Below are 16736 nucleotides of genomic sequence, written 5' to 3'. Positions count from 1 at the left end.
GCCGCCCGCCTCCAGATTCAGAAGCTATGACGGATGGCGGCACGCACCGCAAGCTGGCGCGAAGTCGACGAAAGATCCTGCGCACCGGGTACATAAGCCTGGTCGAGAGACGAGCCGGTTCTGTCGCCTGCCACGAGCTGGAATGCGCCCTGCAAATAGACGTCCGTGCGCTTCGAAAGGTTGTAGTCGACCATCAGGCCCACCGAATGAATCGCGGGCTTCACGCTGCCCGTCGTGGCATCGTAGCGCTCGAGCGTGTAGACGTACTGCGCGCCCACGAAGCAGGCCGGCGTGAACTGATACTTGCCGTTCACCTCGAAGTTCTGATACCTGAGCGACGTCACGCGGCCGCCGGCGAGCGGCCCTGTCACCGGCTGGATCGTCTCGTCGCCCGTGAGATAGCCGACGTTCGCCACGGGCTGGGCGATATACGTATTGCTATACGCGAAGCCGACCGTCGCCGGCCCCGCCGTGTAGTTCACCCCCGCGCCGAAAATCTGCAGACGCGACGCAGCGAAATTGCCGTCTGTGCCATTCGTGCTGCTCCCGCCCGCAATCGCACCGCCCGAAGTCAGCGCGGGATTGTTCGCGTTCAAATAGGCTGCGGCAATGAGCCAGCCGCCCGTCGTGTATTGCGCGCCAGCGCTCAGTGCGCGGTTGTTCGCGAAGCCGGTGTCGTTGCTGAAGCTGTAGGTGCCGCCGAATGAGAAGCCGCCGAACGTCGGGCTCGCGTATTTGACGGTGTTGTTCAGGCGAAAAGTGTTGTCGGTATTGTCGTTGTCGTAGGGATGCGAGAGCAGATAGCCGCCCCAGTTGCCGTTCGCCGTGGTCTGCGCCAGATAATCCACCACGGAGTCGTACTGGCGCCCCAGCGTGAGCGTGCCGTAGCGCTCGCTGGCCAGCCCGGCAAACGCCTGGCGCCCAAAAATGCGGCCGCCTTGCGCGAGCGCGCCGTTGCCCGCATTGAAGCCGCTCTCGATCTGGAAGACGGCGCTGTTGCCGCCGCCAAGATCTTCGCTTCCCTTGAGCCCCCAGCGGCTGCCCTGCGCATAACCGCTCGTCATTTCATACACGGCGTGGCCGCCCACGTTGTTCGTGTAGTCGATACCCTCGTCGATCAGACCGTACAGGGTTACGCTGCTCTGCGCGAAAGCGGGCGCAGTCGCACCGCACAGCGCCATGACGCAAAAGATCTTCCTCTTCATGTGGATTCCGTTTTTTATCAGGTATGCTAAATATATAGGCGAGAGTTGCCATCTTGCCTTCGCGGCGGCGGCCCGCAGCTCAGCGGCCGCTTTGCCGCGTTGCCGCCTGCACGGCCCGTCCGGCGTTATTTCGTGCCGTAGATGTCGAAGTCGAAGTACTTCTTGTTGATGCGTGCGTAGGTGCCGTTTGCGAGAATGTCGGCGAGCGCGCCGTTGAAGGCGTCGCGCAATCCGGTGTCCTCCTTGCGCAGGCCGAGACCGTCGCCCTGACCGAAGTACTTCGGGTCGTCGATGGCGGCTCCCGCGAACGTGAAGTCTTTGCCTTCGGGGCGCTTGAGAAAGCCGTCGCTGGCTTCGATCGATGCCTGGAATGCGGCGTCGAGACGGCCCGAGGTCAGGTCCGCATAAACCTGATCCTGGTTTTGATAAGCGACGATCTCCGCGCCGGCGGGCTGCCACTCTGCGCGCGCGTAGTCTTCCTGGCTCGATCCCTGCTCCACGCCCACGCGCTTGCCCTTGAGCGAGGCTGCGTCCGGCAGCAGCGGCGAGCCGCGGCGCACGACGAGCCGGGCGGGTGCGTTCGAGATCTTGTTCGTAAAGGCGATCTGCTGCATGCGCTTGGGCGTGATCGTCATTGACGAGGAGATGACGTCGAACTTGCGCGCAAGCAGGCCTGGAATCATGCCGTCGAAGCTCGTTTCCACCCATACGCAATGCGCATTCAGTTGCGCGCACAACGCATTGGCAATATCCACGCCGAAGCCGGTGAGCTGTCCGTCCGGCATTTTGTATTCGAGTGGCGGATAGGTGGGATCGACCGCGAGCCGGATTTCTCGACCCTTCAGATCCACCGCGTGTGCCTGGCCCGTCGTTGCCGCGGCTGCAAGCGCCAGCGAGAGCGCCATCGTCCATTGCTTCATTGCATCGTCTCCTTTCTGTCGTTTCGGTTGCTTGAGTTGAATTGATCGAATCAGGTTGCCCGGATGTTCATTGCAGAATGTACTCCGCGAGCTTTACCCAGTAACTCGCGCCAATGGCGAGGCTCGCGTCGTTGAAGTCGTAGCCGGGGTGGTGCAGCGAGCAATGCTGCGTGCCGTCGCCGTTGCCGATCGAGAGATAGCTGCCCGGACAGCGCTCCAGCATGTATGCGAAGTCCTCGCTCGCCATGAACGGGCGCAGGCCGTCGATCAGCATTGCTTCGCCTCCCCAGTCGAGCGCGACGCGGTGTGCGATCGCGGTCTCCTCGTCATGATTCACGAGCACCGGGTAGCCGTGGCGGTAATCGATCTCCACGCTTGCGCCGTAACTTGCGGCCTGCCCCTCGGCAAGCGCGCGTATGCGCCGCTCGAGCAGTTCGCGCACGTCGGCGGAAAGCGCGCGCACGCTCAGGTGCAGATCGGCGTGCGGAGCGATCACGTTCGAGACGCTGCCCGCATGCAGCGCACCAACGCTCACGACCGCCTGCTCGTGCGGCGCCACGTTGCGCGCCACCACGCTTTGCAGCGCCATGACGATCGAGGCGCCGACCACGACCGGATCGATCGTTTGATGAGGCGCGGCCGCATGCCCGCCGCGGCCGGTCACGCGAATCGTCACTTCGTCGGCGGAAGCCATGAATGCGCCGCTGTGGACGCCGATCTTGCCGGCGGGAAAGCCGGGAACATTGTGCATCGCGAATAGGCGGTCGCAGGGAAAGTGCTGGAACAAACCATCCTCGATCATCTTGAGCGCGCCGCCGAGGCCCTCTTCGGCCGGCTGAAAAATCAGATTCAGCGTGCCGCGCCAGTGCGTTTTTTCCGCGAGACAACGTGCCGCGGCCAGCAGCATCGCCGTGTGGCCGTCATGACCGCAGGCGTGCATGATGCCGTCGTTCCGGCTCGCGTAGGGCAGGCCGGTCGCTTCGCGGATCGGCAGCGCGTCCATGTCGGCGCGCAGCCCGAGGCTGGTGCCGGACCCGCGTGCGAGGGTTCCGACCACGCCCGTACCGCCCACGCCGCGCGTCACCCGATAGCCCCACGCTTCGAGCTTCGCGGCGACGAGCGCGCTCGTCGCGTGCTCTTCGAAGCCCAACTCGGGCCGCGCGTGCAACTCGCGGCGCAGCGCGATCATTTCGGCCTCGATTGCCGCCACCTCCGGCAAAACCCACTGTCTGCTCACCCGTTTTCCTCCACGCGCTTCCTATGTCGTGGGGCGAATCGTATGCAGCGCAAATCGCGGGGAACAGCCAGCGTTTTGTTATGATGACAACTCCCTGTTGTCCCCCCTTTCGTTCCACGCCGGCGGCGGCGCCTCTGCGCAAATGAAACTGCATCAACTGGAAGCGCTCGTTGCCAGCGCGGACGCCGGCAGCATCCGCGGCGCGGCCCGCGCGCTCGGGCTTTCGCAGGCCGCGGTCACGCGCGCCCTGCGCGAGCTGGAGGCAGGGGAGCGTTTGCCGCTCCTGATCCGCGCGCCCGAAGGCATTACGTTCACGGAGCACGGCAAGGTGCTGCTCACGCACGCGCGCCTCGTGCTCAACCAGCTGGCGCACGCGCACAGCGATCTGGAGCGCTTGAGAGGCCGCGTGGAGGGCAGCCTGATGGTGGGTGTCACGCCGTGGATCACGCTGACCTTCCTGGCCGAGACCGTGCAGCTGTTTCGCAAGCGCATGCCCGAAATTCAACTGGAGCTGTTCGACGGGCTGATGGCCGTGGCCCAGCCGCTGTTGCGCGAGGGCAGCATGGACTTCGCCATTGGCCAACTGCAGCCCGGCGCAAGCGCGCAGGAGTTCGCCTGCGAGCCCGTGCTCACTTACGAGTCTTCGGTGATGGTGCGCGAGGGCCACCGCAAGGCGCGGGCGCGCTCGATCCACGAACTGCTGGACGAGGACTGGGTCTTGAACTTCGCACCGGATGGTCTGGGCGATCTTGTGGACTATCTCTTCACGCGCCACGGTGCGCAGATCGACGCGCGCCGCATTGTGCGCGCGCAGTCGGTGGCGACGCTGCAGACCATGGTCGAGCACGCCAACATGTGCACCTGGAGCCCGACAATCCTGAGCCACGTGCCGCCCTTCGGTGGCCGCCTGCGGCCGCTCGCGTTGCGCGAGGCGTTCGAGCCCCGACAACTCAGCATCGTCACGCGCCGCAACAGCACGCTGAGCCGAGCGGCCCTTGCTTTCATCGAGTGCCTGTTTCAGGTGATACGGCGGCACGCGCGTTCCGCGAAAAAGGAAGACCTTGCGTTGTTCGAGACGCTGGCGTTGTTGATCTAGCCGGCAATCGTGCGTCACGCCGCGGCGCCTGGTCGCGTGTGAATCCGACCATAGAATCGCCGCTCGACCCTACGAGCCATGCTTCGCAGATCGGCATGCGCTACGAAATTCCGCTGCCAGCGGCCGCCGGTTTCGCCGCTCGGGCCATTCGGCGCGAATGGTGCGCTTTGCGCTGGGCAAGTATCTGAATACCAGCCTGGACTACGGCTGGCAGCTCACGCACGTTGCTACCGATCGAATACCTGGCGACGGGCGCATTCATTTCAGCGTTACTGCAAGTCGATGATCTTGCTGCGCCCCATAACGCGTTTCGCAGTGTATTTATTGCCGCGCAGAAAGCGTGTCGTCGTTGCCTGAGACGAACTGAACGATACCGGCGACACGCCCGGGCGCGGCTATTGGACTATCGATCCGCGGAATCGTTGGCCTTCGACAGCGCCTCGACGAGTTTCAACTCGTCGTCCAGGGAGAGATTGGTATACAGCACCGTTCCGCCCAGCTTACCGAGGTCGGTTTCCACCTTATCCAGCGTCACGTCCTTCAGCAGCGCGAACACGGCAGCGGCACCCGGCGGGACTTTTTGCGCCAGCGATTTCACAAACTCGTCCTTAACGCCGAATTCGCTCAGTTTCCCGGCCAGCGCGCCCGAGGCCGATCCCACCGCGGCGCCCAGTACCGGAGCAAGAAAGAGCAAGCCGATTAACCCTCCCCAGAACGCCCCTCGCAATGCCCCGACCGCGGTGCGGCTTAGCGTCTGATGCAATTTGATCGCCCCGTCGGCCGTGCGCTCGACAACGACGGCGTCCTTCAACTGCAAAAGATATTCGCCTTGAAGCAACTGCAACTCCTGCAACGCTTTTTCCGCATCGGGCACATTCTGATAGGTAATCGCGATCAACGTAGACATAAGTTATCCTAAAGAGGTTGGGTGAAAAACCTGCGGGTCGTTACAGATAAAACTGCGGCGCACTCAAGCCGTAATGCGGTCGTTTCCGGTTTGCCGACGGTCTTCGTTACTCATACCCATAGGCGCGAAGTCCGGCCTCATTGTCGGCCCAGCCGCTCTTCACCTTGACGAAGGTCTCGAGGTACACGGGTCCGTCGAACAGCTTTTCCATGTCGATCCGCGCATCGGTGTTGATCTGCTTGAGCTTCGAGCCTTCCTTGCCGATCACAATCGCCTTCTGCGAATCGCGTTCGACGAGGATCGTCGCAAAGATGCGCTTGAGACGCCCTTCCTCCTCGAACTTGTCGATCAGGACCGTGCTCGTGTAGGGCAATTCGTCGCCGGTCCAGCGGAACACCTTCTCACGCAAGATCTCGGCGGCGAGAAACCGGGAGCTCCGGTCGGTCAGGTCGTCTTCGCCGTAGATCGGCGTTCCTTGCGGAAGGTACGGCTTGATAATTTCCAGCAGGCGCTGGGTTTCTTTCGGATGGGTTGCCGAAAGCGGCACGATTTCGACGAATTCGCGCAACTGGCTTACCTGCTGCATGAACGGGAACAGCGCTTCCTTGTCTTTCACGCAATCGAGCTTGTTCGCGATCAACAGCGTGGGCATGCCGGGTGGAATCAGGTCGAGCACCTTCTGGTCGTCCGGACCGAACTTGCCGGCCTCGATCACGAACAGGATCAGGTCCACTGAAGTCAGCGTCGAGGTGACGGCACGGTTCAGCGAGCGATTCAGTGCGGCATCGTGGCGGGTCTGGAACCCGGGCGTATCGACGAATATGAACTGGGCATCGTCGGTCGTATTGATTCCGGTGATCCGGTGACGCGTTGTTTGGGCTTTGTGCGACGTGATACTGACCTTTTGTCCCACGAGCGCATTCATGAGTGTCGATTTGCCGACGTTCGGGCGGCCGACGATAGCGATCATCCCGCAGCGGAAACCAGAAGGGGAAACGGCAGGATCGTTCATAACCCACACCTCCGCGATAACGGCGCGTTCGGAACACCGGTCCGGACCAACGCTCCGGGTCAGTCGATTATAGCGAGGCGGATTGCTGCCGGCAGCGGTAAACGGGGCGAACTGCTTGTGTAGGAATCCGATATTTAATATCGGATCAAGGGGTGTCTGCGTATGCGGTGAGTCACGGCGCAAGCGCGCGGAATCCCGCCGTAACAACCCCAACCGGCGTTGGGTTTGCTACGCGGGTCAAAAGGCGGGAGTCACCGCCTGAAACAATGCCTCAATCGCCAAGATTGCTGAGGAATTTGCGCGCGGGAGCGAAGAACGTGACGCCGGTGACGGCCTTCGAGAAGTCGAGTATCCGGTCGTGAAGCGGCGGGGGATCGCCGATGAACATCCGTTCGAGCATTTTCTCGATGACCCAGAGATGGCGCGAATAGCCGATGAAATAGGTCCCATACTCGCCGCGGCCCGGGGTGGCGAACGGCATGTTGTCGCGCAGGATGTCGTGCTCACCTTCGGCGTCCTGGATCGTGCACAGTGTCTTGTGCGACTTCTGTCCCTGCGCGGCGTCCGGCAATTCGACATTGTCGAACTTGGTGCGGCCGATAATCGCCTCCTGCGTCTCCACGCTCTGCCCGCGCCACCCCGCGAGGTTGTGCAGGTACTTCTGGATCACGACATAGCTGCCGCCGGCGTAGTCGGGATCCTCGTCGCCGACGATCGTCGCGGCAGGCAGATCGAGGCCGTCCGGATTCGCCGTGCCGTCGACAAATTCGAGCAGATCGCGCCCGTTGAAGTAGCGGAAGCCGGCCACGTCGTCGATCACCGTGACGGCATCGCCAAAGGCCTCGAGCAGAATCTTCTCGAACTCGACAATCAGGTCTGTCGACGCCGCGCGAATGTGGTACAGCAGGTCGCCCGGCGTGGAGACCGCGACGTGCGCGGCGCCCCGAACTTCTTTGAATGGCGCCAGTTCTTTCGGCGCGGGCTTTCCGGTAAGCGCGCTCCAGACACGATGCGAGATGCCGACGTTGCACGTGAATGCGCCTCCGTTGGCGCGTATCTTGACGTCCTTGATGAGGTCGTCGGTACTTCCGGTCACGGAGCGGACGGCGGCAATCGACGCATCGTCGTCCTTGACGGCCAGCACCAGGAAGGCAGCCGCTGCGGTGAGCGGGGCGTCAATGTATTGCGGTTCCGTGTCAAGCGCGCGCTGGTCCGCGGAAACGGGCGCAGATTGCGAGGCGGGCGAAGGGGACGAAGGGGGCTGGCTCAAGGGCATCTCCTGTCGTGAGATGAGCAATGCCGACGAACATGGTTGCGGAATTCAACCACGCTCACCAGGCGCGGGTCAAGGCCGCGCGAGTTCAACAAACCGGATCGTGCCGTGTCCGCCCGATGGCAGGCGCGTTTCGCGCGAAGGCACGGGACGTACGAACTTCGGTTCGAAGGAGTATCGTTGACCGGGCCGCGTGCCAGATCGGCAAGCCTTCAATGCGCGAGCCGATTCATTGCATCGGTTTTTTCGTAATCCGTTGATGTGTCACCAGCAAGGAGCGGCCCCATGGCGAATAGCTCGTCCTCTCCGTCCGGGCGCGATCTCACGCAAGGCATCGCGCTCGAAGACATCGCCGAAGACGGCATGGTGGCTGGCCACGTCGGTGGCGATGCCGTTCTGCTCGCACGCAAGGGTGGGAAATGCTTTGCCGTTGCCGCAGCCTGCACGCATTACGGCGGGCCGCTGGCGGATGGCCTCGTGGTGGGCGACACGATTCGCTGTCCCTGGCATCACGCGGCGTTTTGTCTGCGCGATGGGGCGGTGACGCGGCCGCCCGCGCTCGATAATCTCAAGTGCTGGCGCGTGGAGCAGATCGATGGGCGAGTTTTCGTCCGCGAAGCCATGCCTGCCGCGCAGCCGCCCACGCCGCACATTGCGCAGGCGCCGGAATCCGTGGTGATCGTGGGAGGCGGCGCAGCCGGGAACGCCGCTGCCCAGACGCTACGCCTTGAAGGCTACGAGGGCCCGATAACCGTATGGAGCGCCGACACTGCGCTCCCCTACGACCGGCCGAATTTGTCGAAGGATTATCTGGCCGGCACGGCGAGTCCGGCCTGGCTCCCGTTGCGATTGCCCGCGTTCTATGCGGAGCATCATATCGATATCCAATGCGATCAGCGCGTGACAGGGCTGGACCCGCAGCGCAAGGAAATGACGCTTTCCGATGGCCGGCGCGAACGCTACGGCGCATTGCTCATCGCGACCGGCGCAACGCCGGTCCGTCTTGGCGTGCCGGGCGCGAACCTGCCCCACGTAGCGGTTCTGCGAACGCTTGCGGACTGCAATGCGTTGATTGCGCGGCTGGGGAATGCGCGGCAGTGCGTGGTGGTCGGCGCCGGCTTCATCGGGCTCGAAGCCGCGGCTGCCCTGCGCGTACGGGGGATCGAGGTCCACGTCGTCATGCGCGGCGCGCATCCCATGGAGCGGGTTCTGGGAGAAGCGTTGGGTCAAATGCTGAGGACACTGCACGAATCGCACGGCGTGTCTTTCCACGTTGCCGAAGTTACCGGAATCGAGCCGCATCGCGTGCGGCTATCCACCGGCGTTGACCTGGCTGCCGACGTGGTGTTGACAGGCATCGGCGTTCAACCGGAGGTGGCGTTGCCGCAGGCAGCGGGTCTCGCGCTGGATCGCGGGGTGGTCGTCAACGAATATCTTCAGACGAGCGCGCCGGACATCTACGCCGCGGGCGATATCGCGCGGTGGCCGGACCCGCGCACGGGGGAGCCCATCCGCGTCGAGCACTGGGTGGTTGCCGAGCGCCAGGGCGTCGTGGCGGCGCGCAACATATTGGGGCAGCGCCGGCGTTTCGCGGCAGTCCCATTCTTCTGGACCCAGCACTACGACGTAGCCGTCAACTATGTCGGTCACGCGGAGGGTTGGGATCGCGTCGATATCGACGGCGATCCGGCTGCCCACGCATGCACCGCGACGTATTGGCGAAATAACCGGCGGCTCGCGGTGGCGACAGTGGGCCGCGATCTTGAAAGCCTTCGGGCAGAACTGGCGTTCGAAGAGGAGACGCCGGTTGCGCGCGTTTAGTATGGAAACAGTGTGGAAATCGGCGTGGCCGGCAGTGCAGGCGCCGCCGGTTGAATGTTCTCTCGTGCATCGTGCAAGGAGTGACGCGATGGCTGGGCAACTTATCGTCGCCGTTTTCAGGAGCCTGAGCGATGCGGAAGATGCCGCGGTGGACTTGCGGAAACGCGAAGGCGACGCCCGAACTTCAAGGTTCATAGCGGCGTGATGGCGGAAAAGGACGAGGCCGGCAAGGTCACTCTGCCTGGAACAAAAACGCATCCGTTCTGGGGCGTCGTAATCGGTGCAGTAACGGGAAGTCTGATTGGGTTGCTCGGCGGCCCATCCGGCGCTTTACTGGGCTTCACGATAGGCGCCAGTACCGGATTGGCCGGTGTCGCGCTCATCGACCTGCTCGACCATGAGTTTATCGATTCCATCAGCGGCGATTTTTCGCCCGGTACTGTCGCGATCCTCCTGGAGGCAAGCGAGGCTTCGCCGCTAAGCTTGCGGCTAACCGTAGAGGATCACGTTAGCTGATAGGACTGGCTACCGGTTCCGGCGAGCCGGCCGCCATCGACGATCAGATATTCCTCGCGAATCGGCGTGCCCCCGAAATAGCATTGCAGAATCTCCAGCGTGCCCGCTGCATAACGTGCCTGAGCCGAAAGCGTGGTGCCCGACATATGAGGGGTCATGCCGTTGAACGGCATGGTCCGCCACGGGTGGCCGGTCGGTGCGGGTTCGGGGAACCAGACGTCCCCGGCATACGCTGCGATCTGGCCTGACTGTACCGCGCGCACAACCGCGTCGCGCTCGACCAGCTTGCCGCGAGCCGTGTTGATGAGATACGTCCCGCGCTTCATCTTTGCAAACATCGCGTCGTTGATGAGGTATTCGGTAGACGGATAGAGCGGCAGTTGCAGGTTGACGATGTCGGCAGTGCGAACCAGCGATTCCGCGTCTGAATGGAAGGTGAGTGCCAACTCGTCCTCGATGGCCGGATCGAGCCGGTGCCGCTGGGTGTAGTGGAGATGGAGCCCAAACGGCTTGAGTCTGCGCAGAACCGCGAGGCCGATTCTGCCGGCGCCGATCGTGCCAAAGTGCATGCCTTCGACGTCATAGCTTCGCTCGACACATTCCGCGATATTCCAGCCACCCAATTCCGAGAAGGCGTGCGAGGGCAGATAATTGCGCACAAGCGCGAGGACGAGCATCACCACATGCTCCGCCACGCTTACGCTATTTGATCCGGTCACTTCAGCGACGGTGATTCCTGCCTGCGCTGCCGCGCCGAGATCGACGTGGTCGGAGCCGACGCCAGCGGTCAGCGCCAGCTTTAATTTCTTTGCCCGTGATATGCGTTCTTCGGTCAGGTAGGCGGGCCAGAACGGTTGAGAAATCACGACCTCAGCCTCGGGGAGATACCTGTCGAAAACCGAATCGGGTCCGTCCACGTCGCTGGTCACGATCAGTTCGTGGCCGAGGCTTTCCACATAATGACGAAGCCCTAGTTCGCCGGACACGCATCCCACCAGTTGACCGGGCTGGAATCCGGGTGGTCCCTGCGGCGTGGGCGCGGTTTGGCCATTAGCGTAGACGTCGATTTCCGGGATCGCGTTGCGCACGTATTTCGGCGGGTAGCCCGCCACTGGGTCGGGGTAGAGCACACACAGAACACGTCGCGCGCTCGTTCGCATAATGGACTCCACGTGTGAACGTTACCGCAGACGAACGTTTTTCCTGAAAACGTCCTGCTGTAGTGTATGCGAATTTGCGAAGCGCGCAGCGCCGGATTCAAAGCTGGAATTGTTTGCTGGTATCTGGATTGCGCCTGTCGTTGCGTAGTCAATCGACGGTAATTGCCGATATTTAATATCGGCAATTACGTTTTGATTCAAAAATGGTTTAAGGCGGAGGCGGTGGAACATCCCGGCACAACGGCAACGCCACCTAGAACGCCTGCACGATACCCAACTGAATGCCCCGAGCCGGCGCGCCCGCATAGGCGAGCGGCAGGCCCGCGTTGGCGGCGCCCGCGAGGCGATAGCTTGCCTCGCCCCGGTTGTCGAGCCAGGAAAGCGCCGCGTACACGTTCGTACGCTTGGACAAGTTGTAGTTAACCAGCGCACTATATTGCGCCGCGTCGTTGCTGCCGATGCGGTCCTGCAAGAAGGTATAGCCCAGCGCGACCCAGGCGAACGGCGAAAAGGTCCATCGCCCGGAGAACTCGAAGCTTCGGATATCGATGTTCATGTCGTCCCACGAAGCCGCCGCGTAACCGGCGTAGAGGCGGAAAACGCCGCCAAAGTCGTATGAGCCGCCCGCGAAGGTCGAACGTTCGGTGCTGGTCGCGTCGGCGTTGCGTACGCCTTGCATCGTATAGACAGCGGAGATGGCCTGATTGTCGTAAGTCACGGCAAACTGGTAGTTCGAGCCGCCCGAGCGGAATCCCCCTGCATTCCCGAGGCCGATATAGCCCGCCGCCTGAAAGCCTGCCATCTTCGGCGAAAAATACGCGAAGGTGTTGCTCGTGCGATAGGTGTAGACACTCAGGTTGTCGATGCCCGAGGCCTGCGTTGCGCCGCCGAAGGCATCGAGCCGCCCTTCGTTCAGAAACAGCAGCGAGTTCTGCCGGCCCACGCGTGTGCTCCCCCAGTTGCCTGACGCGCCAACCCAGGCCTGGCGGTTGAAGAGCGAACCCGCTGTGGAGAAGGTGCCGTCATTTGAGTTGAAGCCGTTTTCGAGGTCGAAGTCGATCTTGTTGCCGCCGCCGATGTCCTCGGATCCGCGAAAGCCTATACGCGTACCGTACTGGCCGCTGCTGTTCATCGCGGCGGTGTAGCCATTGCCTGTGTTGACGTACTGCACGAACGTATCGACGATGCCGTACATCGTGAGCGAGGACTGGCCGTAGGCGTGCGAGGCTGCGAAGAGGGGCAGCACGAGAAGGGGGCTATAGCGTTTCATGGGTCTCCTGATTTTTAATAATTTGGAATGCAAAATAATTGCCGTGGGCGATCGTGAAATTCAAGGCAATGCACTGCTTTGCGGCTAATCAGTCGGTGTCGGGCGCGAACTGCGTCCAGTGGCCGGGGCGGCTCGCTTGCTGCTGGTAGGTCTCGACGCTGTCGGCCGCCCGGCCCAATATGTCCTCCACGCGCTGGCCGCGCGCGCGCAGATAATCGTCGAGTTCGGCGATGGCGTCGCCGAGCACCGCATAGCCACGTGTGAGCACGGCCGAAGTCATCTCGGTTGCGGCGGCGCCGGCGAGCAGGAAGCGTGCGACGTCGAGGCCATTGCGCGCGCCGTTCGTGGCAATGAGGGGCAGGGCGGGGCCCACGCGTCGCCGCGTTAGCGAGATCCAGCGCGCCGTGAGCGGCAGCGCCCAGCCGCCTCCCACCGCCGCGTTCGTGCCGAGCAAGGGGCGCTGCGTATCGAGGTCCGGCAGAAAGCCCATGAAGCGGCCCATCAGGATCACGGCGTCGGCGCCGCCCGCCTGCGCTGCGGCTGCCATGCCCGCGACGTCTTCGCTTTGCCCCGTGAGCTTGATCCACAGTGGCAGCGCAGTGCTTTCGCGCAGCCGTGCGACGATGCGGCCAATGCGCTCGGCGTCGCGCTCGAGACGAATCGCGCCTTGCGCCGCTTCTTCGCCATGCGGTGCGCCAATGTTCACTTCGAGCACGCGCAGGCCGGCCTGCTCGATCTGCGCCGCGTAGCGCGCACATTGTTCGAGATCGCTGAGAATGAGGCTCGGAATCACGTAGCTGCCGCTGGCGCGCGCCTCGGCGTCGAGTGTGGCGAGTTCGTCGATCCAGCCATCGAAGCCGCGCTGCAGGAGGCCCGAGCGGCAAAAGAGCGTGGCGTCCTGCGCGCCGGCCCGGTGCCAGGGCACCGGGTTCCAGTGGCCGTCGAGCAGCGCGTAGTCGGTGCGATCGAGCTGGTCTTTCGCGGCCTGCGATTCGTTGGTCGATTTCGCGACCACCGCGCCCGCGCCCTGGCGCAGCGCGGCTCGGATCGCTTCGGCGGTCATGGTGTGCTCGCCCGCGCCGCAGATCACGGGGTTCTTGAGGGTGAGCGCGCCGATGCGGCTCTCCAGTCGATTCGTACTCATGCGTCCCCGGGTTTGCTTTTCTTGCGATGTGCCGCAAGCGTGTGCTCGTAGGCGGTGCCGTTCAACCGCGCGCTGAGCGCGGCGGCGGCGACCTGTATGGGTTTGAGCATGGCCGGGTCCGGCGGCGAGACGACCTCGCCGCTCGAACCGACAATGCCGATGGTGCCGAGCACCACGTTGTTGTGGCCGAAGATCGGGCAGCACAACGCGTTGATGCCCACCGTTACCTCGCCGTCCGCGTCGTCGTATAGGCGCGCGCGAATGAGCTTCAGGCGTTCCGCGAGTTCGGCCGGATCGGTCATCGTGTGGGGCGTGAGCGGCAGCATCTTGCGCCGCATGACGCGCTGCTGGCTCGACTCGTCGGCGAAGGCGAGCACGATGCGGCCCTGCGCTGAGCAATACGGCTGCACACGATTGCCGGGTTTGACGGAAATGCAGACGTTCGCCTTGGACTCGACCGTCGCGACCACGAGCGCCGTGTCGTGGGTCGCGACGGAAAGCAGGGCAGTCTGGCCGGTCGCGTCGCGGATCTGCGTGAGGTACGGGTCGGCGAGCGTGCGCAGATCGAACTGCTCGCTTGCCGCCGCACCGTAGATCACGAGCCGAGCGCCGAGCCGGTACTTCTCGCTGACCGGGTCCTGCTCTACCACGCCGAGCTGGCGCAGCGAGGCAAGATGCCGGTAGACCCGCGGCTTGGGCTCCTCGACGATCTGCGCGAGCTCGGTGACGCCCATGGGCCGGCGCGCCGACGACATTTCGTCGAGCAACCGGAACACGATGCCCACCGACTCCAGCACAGCCGGACCCTCGCCTGCGTCCTGAATGCGCTCTTTTTGCGTTGCCATTGCCTTGTTCTCCGGTTATGGCCCGGCGCGGTTCAGAGTCCCATCAGCCGGGCGGCATTGCCCGACGTCATTTTACGGATGTCTGCCTCGCTATATCCAATGTCGAGTGCGGTGCGTATCACGCTGCGGAATCCGTCGCCGATCGTCGGGTTGCCTTTCTGGCCGAGATCCGAGCCGAGGATCGTCAGATCGACCGTGCCCGCTTCGATCACCTGGCCGAGAAATTCGGGATCGTAGAACTTGAACTTCGAACCCGGCACCCACATGCACATCGAATGCTCCATGAATACGCCTTCGCGCGCGAGTTCGCGCATGTGATCGAGCGTGGCATCGACCACGTAGGTCGGATGGTTCACGAGCAGCCGCTTCACGCCCCGTTTGCGCGCCTCCTCGAAGAGCGGAAAGATCTCCGAGATATGCAGGTGGCCGCCCGAGAGCACCACGCCCGCCTCGGCGATCAGGTCGAGTATCGCGAGCACCTCGTCCTTGAGCTTGCCGTCGTCGTCGAGCACCGTGAGCGGGATCGGTTGCAGCATGCGCTGCGTCGTCTGCGGAAATTTCTGGTCGAACTGCTTGTCCTGATGATGATGCGCGATGTGGTTCTTCGAGGAGAACGTGGGCATCCAGACGAGGTTCGCACCCAGCTTCAGGCCATGCTCCACCGCGTGGACGTTCAGGCCGCCCACGGCGTTGTTCAGCGGCACGCCTGACAGGACCTGCACGCCCGAATCGGCGAAATGCTTGTTGAGCAGGTACGAGACCGGCGTGCACGAATAGTAGTGGTCCTTGAGCAGCACGGCGCGCAGTCCCGCGGCCGAGGCCTCGCGGATCGCTTCGACGTGGTCGAGATAGCGCGCCATCACGGAGGGGCCGCTGTGGCAATGCAGGTCGATAGCGCCTTGCATGAGGCGTTCGACCTGAGCGTCCTGTTCGGTCGTGTCGTGGTCGAGAAGGGTGTCGTTCATGGCAATTCCTTTTATTCAGAGTGCGGCCCGCACCTGCTGCGCGGCCTGACGCCAGCCGGCGCGCATCATGGACTGATCCGAACCGATGACGAAAAACGAGGCGCCGGCGGCGCGCCATTCGGGCACGCTCGCGGTTTCGCCGAGAAAGATGCCGCCGGCCTTGCCGGCTTCGACGGCCGCGCCGAGCGCGGCGCGCGTCGCGCGGGCCACGGCGGGAGAATCGAGATCGAAGGTGCGTAGCGAGACCGAGAGGTCGGCGCGACCGACGAAGAGGCAATCCACGCCGTCCACCGCGGCAATGGCGCCCAGATGCGCGAGCGCCTCTTCGTCTTCGATCTGGCAGAGCACGCTGACCGTCTCGTCCTGCTGCGCAATGTGCTCGCGCATCGGCACGGCGCCGTAGCCGCCCGCGCGGGCCGAATTGGAAAACCCGCGCACGCCCTGCACATACCGTGTGCACGCGACGATCTCCGCGGCTTGCGCAGCGGTTCTCACGTGCGGCACGAGCACGCCCGCGGCGCCCATGTCGAGCACCTGCAGGAGCGTAGCGGGGCGCGTGTCCGGCACGCGGACGAGGCCGGCTACGCCCGCAGCGCGGCACGCCATCAGGCAGGCATCGAGGTCGCCCGAGCCGAAGGCGGCATGCTCGGCGTCGATCACCACGGCGTCGAGGCCTGCCGCGCCCGCGACTTCCACGGGCTGATAGTGGGCGGTCTTGATGAACGAGCTGACGACCGGCGCGCCCGAGCGCAGGCGCTGGCGAAAGGTTTGCGTGCTCACGCCGGCGCCCCCGCCTGCGCATCCGTTGCCGTGAATTCGGCCGCCTGGTACTCGACGAGATGGCGATAGTCCTCGCGCAGCGGCGCAAACACGTCCAGGTTGAGCACGACCTCGTCGCCCACCGGTTCCGCGTAGTGCACGACATGCGGCGGGATGCGGATCATCGTGCCGGGGCCGCCTTCGATTACGTCGTCGCCGAGGTGAAAGCGCACGCGGCCCTGCACGATCAGCACGAGCTGCTCGAACGTGTGGCTGTGCGGGAACACCTGCATGCCGGGCGTCAGCCAGTTCATTACGCACATCACGTCGTCGCCACGAAACCCGACGCGTTCCACGCCCTTGCGCACCACTTCGCGCGGCAGGTCGTTCCAGTTGTGAAGCAGGTCCTGATAGTTCATCGGCGTGTCTCTCCCGAAGTTGGACGGCGGCGCGCGAAGCGATAGTTCATTCGCGCACGATTGTTTCGATTAAAAGAACAAATTTTCGATGAAGAGAATGCTAGATCCGCTCCGGCGCGATGGTCAACACCTGGCTGACACAAAACGCGTCGGGATTTATACCTGGCGGCAAGTGCTTGACATAGTT

The 16736-nt window shown here is 63.5% G+C and carries 16 protein-coding genes; 3 read left to right on the top strand and 13 right to left on the bottom strand.

The genetic code is table 11. The annotated features are described in order from the left end of the window. Positions 1 to 17: 17 nt before the first annotated feature. From BFE01S_RS10375 to BFE01S_RS10365, 3 genes are all read right to left on the bottom strand, one after another. The gene (locus BFE01S_RS10375; RefSeq protein WP_028225426.1) at positions 18 to 1205 is read right to left on the bottom strand and encodes a porin; all 1188 of its coding nucleotides are present in this window, start codon (positions 1203 to 1205) and stop codon (positions 18 to 20) included. Between the two features lie 125 nt (positions 1206 to 1330). Further along, complete coding sequence (locus BFE01S_RS10370) at positions 1331 to 2125, bottom strand: ABC transporter substrate-binding protein (protein ID WP_028225425.1); 795 nt, start codon at positions 2123 to 2125, stop codon at positions 1331 to 1333. 67 nt (positions 2126 to 2192) lie between these two features. Beyond that, positions 2193 to 3314: a M20 aminoacylase family protein gene (locus BFE01S_RS10365; protein WP_407668199.1), complete on the bottom strand. Its 1122-nt coding sequence runs from the start codon at positions 3312 to 3314 to the stop codon at positions 2193 to 2195. A 190-nt stretch (positions 3315 to 3504) separates the two neighbouring features. On the opposite strand from BFE01S_RS10365, the gene BFE01S_RS10360 reads away from it, so the two are divergent. After that, on the top strand, positions 3505 to 4458 hold the full coding sequence (locus BFE01S_RS10360; RefSeq protein ID WP_028225423.1) for a LysR substrate-binding domain-containing protein: 954 nt from the start codon (positions 3505 to 3507) through the stop codon (positions 4456 to 4458). A gap of 403 nt (positions 4459 to 4861) precedes the next feature. Here BFE01S_RS10360 and BFE01S_RS10355 read toward each other — a convergent pair whose 3' ends face one another. The 3 genes from BFE01S_RS10355 to BFE01S_RS10345 form a co-directional block, all read right to left on the bottom strand. After that, complete coding sequence (locus tag BFE01S_RS10355; RefSeq protein WP_028225422.1) at positions 4862 to 5365, bottom strand: DUF1269 domain-containing protein; 504 nt, start codon at positions 5363 to 5365, stop codon at positions 4862 to 4864. 106 nt (positions 5366 to 5471) lie between these two features. Then, the gene (gene era, locus BFE01S_RS10350) at positions 5472 to 6377 is read right to left on the bottom strand and encodes a GTPase Era (RefSeq protein ID WP_028225421.1); all 906 of its coding nucleotides are present in this window, start codon (positions 6375 to 6377) and stop codon (positions 5472 to 5474) included. Positions 6378 to 6648: 271 nt separating this feature from the next. Further along, positions 6649 to 7647, bottom strand: coding sequence for a Dyp-type peroxidase (locus BFE01S_RS10345; RefSeq protein WP_028225420.1), 999 nt, complete (start codon positions 7645 to 7647; stop codon positions 6649 to 6651). Between the two features lie 288 nt (positions 7648 to 7935). Here BFE01S_RS10345 and BFE01S_RS10340 point away from each other — a divergent pair, with 288 nt between their 5' ends. Further along, entirely contained in the window at positions 7936 to 9471 is a 1536-nt protein-coding gene (locus BFE01S_RS10340; protein WP_028225419.1) for an FAD-dependent oxidoreductase, read from the top strand. A 201-nt stretch (positions 9472 to 9672) separates the two neighbouring features. Beyond that, entirely contained in the window at positions 9673 to 9987 is a 315-nt protein-coding gene (locus tag BFE01S_RS38180) for a DUF1269 domain-containing protein (RefSeq protein ID WP_156966966.1), read from the top strand. Here the strand turns inward: BFE01S_RS38180 and BFE01S_RS10330 are convergent. From BFE01S_RS10330 to BFE01S_RS10300, 7 genes are all read right to left on the bottom strand, one after another. Then, positions 9975 to 11147, bottom strand: coding sequence for an NAD-dependent formate dehydrogenase (locus BFE01S_RS10330; RefSeq protein WP_042337428.1), 1173 nt, complete (start codon positions 11145 to 11147; stop codon positions 9975 to 9977). The genes BFE01S_RS38180 and BFE01S_RS10330 overlap by 13 nt on opposite strands. Positions 11148 to 11400: 253 nt before the next feature. Then, complete coding sequence (locus BFE01S_RS10325; RefSeq protein WP_028225417.1) at positions 11401 to 12417, bottom strand: porin; 1017 nt, start codon at positions 12415 to 12417, stop codon at positions 11401 to 11403. An 88-nt stretch (positions 12418 to 12505) separates the two neighbouring features. Continuing rightward, positions 12506 to 13561 carry a beta/alpha barrel domain-containing protein gene (locus tag BFE01S_RS10320; protein ID WP_028225416.1) on the bottom strand — a complete coding sequence of 352 codons (1056 nt, stop codon included), beginning with the start codon at positions 13559 to 13561 and terminating at the stop codon, positions 12506 to 12508. Next, positions 13558 to 14406 (bottom strand): IclR family transcriptional regulator, encoded by an 849-nt coding sequence (locus BFE01S_RS38175; RefSeq protein WP_042337426.1) that lies wholly within the window; start codon positions 14404 to 14406, stop codon positions 13558 to 13560. Before BFE01S_RS38175 ends, BFE01S_RS10320 begins: the two co-directional genes overlap by 4 nt. Before the next feature lie 32 nt (positions 14407 to 14438). Next, positions 14439 to 15371 carry a DUF6282 family protein gene (locus BFE01S_RS10310; protein WP_028225415.1) on the bottom strand — a complete coding sequence of 311 codons (933 nt, stop codon included), beginning with the start codon at positions 15369 to 15371 and terminating at the stop codon, positions 14439 to 14441. Positions 15372 to 15386: 15 nt separating this feature from the next. Then, on the bottom strand, positions 15387 to 16151 hold the full coding sequence (locus BFE01S_RS10305; RefSeq protein ID WP_028225414.1) for an HpcH/HpaI aldolase family protein: 765 nt from the start codon (positions 16149 to 16151) through the stop codon (positions 15387 to 15389). Next, positions 16148 to 16549, bottom strand: coding sequence for a cupin domain-containing protein (locus tag BFE01S_RS10300; RefSeq protein WP_028225413.1), 402 nt, complete (start codon positions 16547 to 16549; stop codon positions 16148 to 16150). The genes BFE01S_RS10305 and BFE01S_RS10300 overlap by 4 nt, the downstream gene beginning before the upstream one ends. Positions 16550 to 16736: the final 187 nt, after the last annotated feature.

The organism is Paraburkholderia ferrariae NBRC 106233, from assembly GCF_000685035.1.
GTDB classification, from domain to species: domain Bacteria; phylum Pseudomonadota; class Gammaproteobacteria; order Burkholderiales; family Burkholderiaceae; genus Paraburkholderia; species Paraburkholderia ferrariae.
The sequence above is the reverse complement of the archived record's forward strand: the minus strand, read 5'-3'. Positions and strand labels throughout refer to the sequence as shown.

What these genes read in the sequence shown, in the direction of transcription:
- era (WP_028225421.1), bottom strand. Translation starts at nt 6,377, where the DNA reads ATGAACGATCCTGCCGTTTCCCCTTCTGGTTTCCGCTGCGGGATGATC.
- BFE01S_RS10340 (WP_028225419.1), top strand. Translation starts at nt 7,936, where the DNA reads ATGGCGAATAGCTCGTCCTCTCCGTCCGGGCGCGATCTCACGCAAGGC.
- BFE01S_RS10320 (WP_028225416.1), bottom strand. Translation starts at nt 13,561, where the DNA reads ATGAGTACGAATCGACTGGAGAGCCGCATCGGCGCGCTCACCCTCAAG.
- BFE01S_RS10360 (WP_028225423.1), top strand. Translation starts at nt 3,505, where the DNA reads ATGAAACTGCATCAACTGGAAGCGCTCGTTGCCAGCGCGGACGCCGGC.
- BFE01S_RS10330 (WP_042337428.1), bottom strand. Translation starts at nt 11,147, where the DNA reads ATGCGAACGAGCGCGCGACGTGTTCTGTGTGTGCTCTACCCCGACCCA.
- BFE01S_RS10325 (WP_028225417.1), bottom strand. Translation starts at nt 12,417, where the DNA reads ATGAAACGCTATAGCCCCCTTCTCGTGCTGCCCCTCTTCGCAGCCTCG.
- BFE01S_RS38175 (WP_042337426.1), bottom strand. Translation starts at nt 14,406, where the DNA reads ATGGCAACGCAAAAAGAGCGCATTCAGGACGCAGGCGAGGGTCCGGCT.
- BFE01S_RS10300 (WP_028225413.1), bottom strand. Translation starts at nt 16,549, where the DNA reads ATGAACTATCAGGACCTGCTTCACAACTGGAACGACCTGCCGCGCGAA.
- BFE01S_RS10310 (WP_028225415.1), bottom strand. Translation starts at nt 15,371, where the DNA reads ATGAACGACACCCTTCTCGACCACGACACGACCGAACAGGACGCTCAG.
- BFE01S_RS10365 (WP_407668199.1), bottom strand. Translation starts at nt 3,314, where the DNA reads ATGATCGCGCTGCGCCGCGAGTTGCACGCGCGGCCCGAGTTGGGCTTC.
- BFE01S_RS10370 (WP_028225425.1), bottom strand. Translation starts at nt 2,125, where the DNA reads ATGAAGCAATGGACGATGGCGCTCTCGCTGGCGCTTGCAGCCGCGGCA.
- BFE01S_RS10355 (WP_028225422.1), bottom strand. Translation starts at nt 5,365, where the DNA reads ATGTCTACGTTGATCGCGATTACCTATCAGAATGTGCCCGATGCGGAA.
- BFE01S_RS10375 (WP_028225426.1), bottom strand. Translation starts at nt 1,205, where the DNA reads ATGAAGAGGAAGATCTTTTGCGTCATGGCGCTGTGCGGTGCGACTGCG.